This window comes from Hydrotalea sp. (assembly GCA_030054115.1).
In the GTDB taxonomy this organism is placed as follows: domain Bacteria; phylum Pseudomonadota; class Alphaproteobacteria; order JASGCL01; family JASGCL01; genus JASGCL01.
Genome location: JASGCL010000090.1, coordinates 1 through 2,085 on the forward strand (window position 1 = coordinate 1; position 2,085 = coordinate 2,085).

General features: G+C 52.2%; 1 protein-coding gene. It reads right to left on the reverse strand.

Features of this window, described 5'->3' with window-relative positions:
• A complete protein-coding gene (gene ftsH / locus QM529_07770) occupies positions 1–1,959 on the reverse strand; it encodes an ATP-dependent zinc metalloprotease FtsH (GenBank protein ID MDI9314552.1) in 1,959 nt (652 codons plus the stop codon).
• Positions 1,960–2,085: the final 126 nt, after the last annotated feature.

Consider the following 2,085-nt stretch of genomic DNA (forward strand, 5'->3'; position numbering starts at 1 on the left):
TTAAGCCGTTGGCTTGGGCCGGGGCGATAAAAACCCGAGCGAGCTGGAACCACGGGCGCGCCATTTTTTTTGCTTGTCAGATTGCGAAACAATCATCTTGCCCTTTAACAATTCGTCGATTTCCTTGCGGTCGAGCGTTTCATATTGCAACAACCCTTGGGCAATAACCTCCAACTGGTTGGCAAATTTGCGCAGGATATCGCGCGCCATCGCCTCGCCCCCTTCGACCAGGCGGCGCACTTCTTCATCTATCAATTTGGCCGTTGCGTCGGACATCATTTTTTTCTGCGTCACCGAATGGCCAAGGAAAACCTCCTCCTCGTTATCGGAATAACGGAGCGGCCCCAATTTATCGCTAAAGCCAAATTCGGTAACCATGCGGCGCGCCAATTTGGTGGCCTGCATAATATCGTTCGACGCACCGGTGGTTATATTATCCTTGCCAAAAATCATTTCCTCGGCAACGCGGCCGCCAAACAAACTGGCCAATTGCGCCTTAAGTTGCGTCAGGCTCATCGACAACCTATCCCGCTCGGGCAGGGCGAATGTCACCCCCAGCGCGCGGCCACGCGGAATAATCGTAACCTTGTGCAATGGCTCGTGGCCCTTCACATGGAGCATCACCACCGCGTGCCCAGCCTCGTGATAGGCGGTCAATTTCTTTTCATCGTCGCTCATCACCATCGACCGACGTTCGGTGCCAATCATCACCTTATCCTTGGCGGCTTCCAATTCTTGCATCGTGATAAATTTGCGGTTGCGCTTCACGGCCAGCAAGGCCGCCTCGTTCACCAAATTGGCCAAATCGGCACCCGAAAAACCGGGCGTGCCACGGGCGATAACCTCGGGCTTTACGTCGCCCGCTAATTTTACCTTTTTCAAATGCACTTCCAAAATCGCGGTGCGGCCCTTGATATCGGGGTTTGGCACCACCACCTGGCGGTCGAACCGGCCCGGGCGCAACAGCGCGGGGTCAAGCACGTCCGGCCGGTTGGTCGCGCCGATAATAATAACATTTTCGTTCGAGCTGAAACCATCCATCTCGACCAGAATTTGGTTAAGGGTTTGTTCCCGTTCGTCATTGCCGCCGCCCAAACCGGCACCGCGATGGCGACCGACCGCGTCGACCTCATCGATAAAAACGATGCAGGGGCTGGCTTTTTTTGCTTGTTCGAACATATCGCGCACACGGCTGGCACCGACACCGACAAACATTTCAACAAAATCTGAACCCGATATCGAAAAAAACGGCACCGATGCCTCCCCCGCAACGGCGCGCGCGATGAGGGTTTTGCCGGTGCCTGGCGGCCCGACCAACAACACGCCACGCGGAATCTTGCCGCCGAGGCTTTGAAATTTTTTCGGGTTTTTTAGGAAATCGACGATTTCTTTTAATTCTTCCTTGGCTTCCTCGACCCCCGCCACATCGGCGAAGGTTACCTTGCCCGTGGAGGGCGTCAATAATTTGGCGCGTGATTTGCCAAAGCCAAAGGCCCCGCCGCCACGGCCACCGCCCTGCATCTGGCGCATGAAAAATATCCAAATGGCAATAAACAGCAACATCGGAAACCATTGGATAAGGATAGTCGCCAACATCGAACGCTCGCCCTCGTCAACTTTAATGGACACTTTTTTGCTGGTCAGGGTCGAAATTAAATTGGCATCGTTTGGCGCGACCGTTTTGAATTCCTCGCCCGATTGGTATTTGCCCTTAATACGATTTTGGTTAATCACCACCGATTGCACGTTATTGTCATTAACCTGCTTCAAAAATTCGGAATAATCTATCGTCGCGGGGCGCGCACCCGACCCCGACGGCGTGTTCATGTTGTTATAGGCGAATAACAGGGTGGCAAAAACCACCAGCGCAATAAAAAAGTTTTTCCACGATTTAAACATTGAGGTATGTATAGTGGCAATATAATACATCGCATGGTTAAAATCAAGGGGGCAATTCATTCGCCAATATAAATTATCAAAAAATCGCCCTGCGATTTGTTGATGCACCAAACTTGTTTTATGTTGTTTGCTTTGGCAAAGCCAAAGCAAATTTCAGGCGGGGGCGGCTTCACTTGCGGCTATACA

Excerpts from the sequence above, each read along its gene's own strand:
- ftsH (MDI9314552.1), bottom strand. The coding sequence starts at position 1,959 with ATGAATTGCCCCCTTGATTTTAACCATGCGATGTATTATATTGCCACT.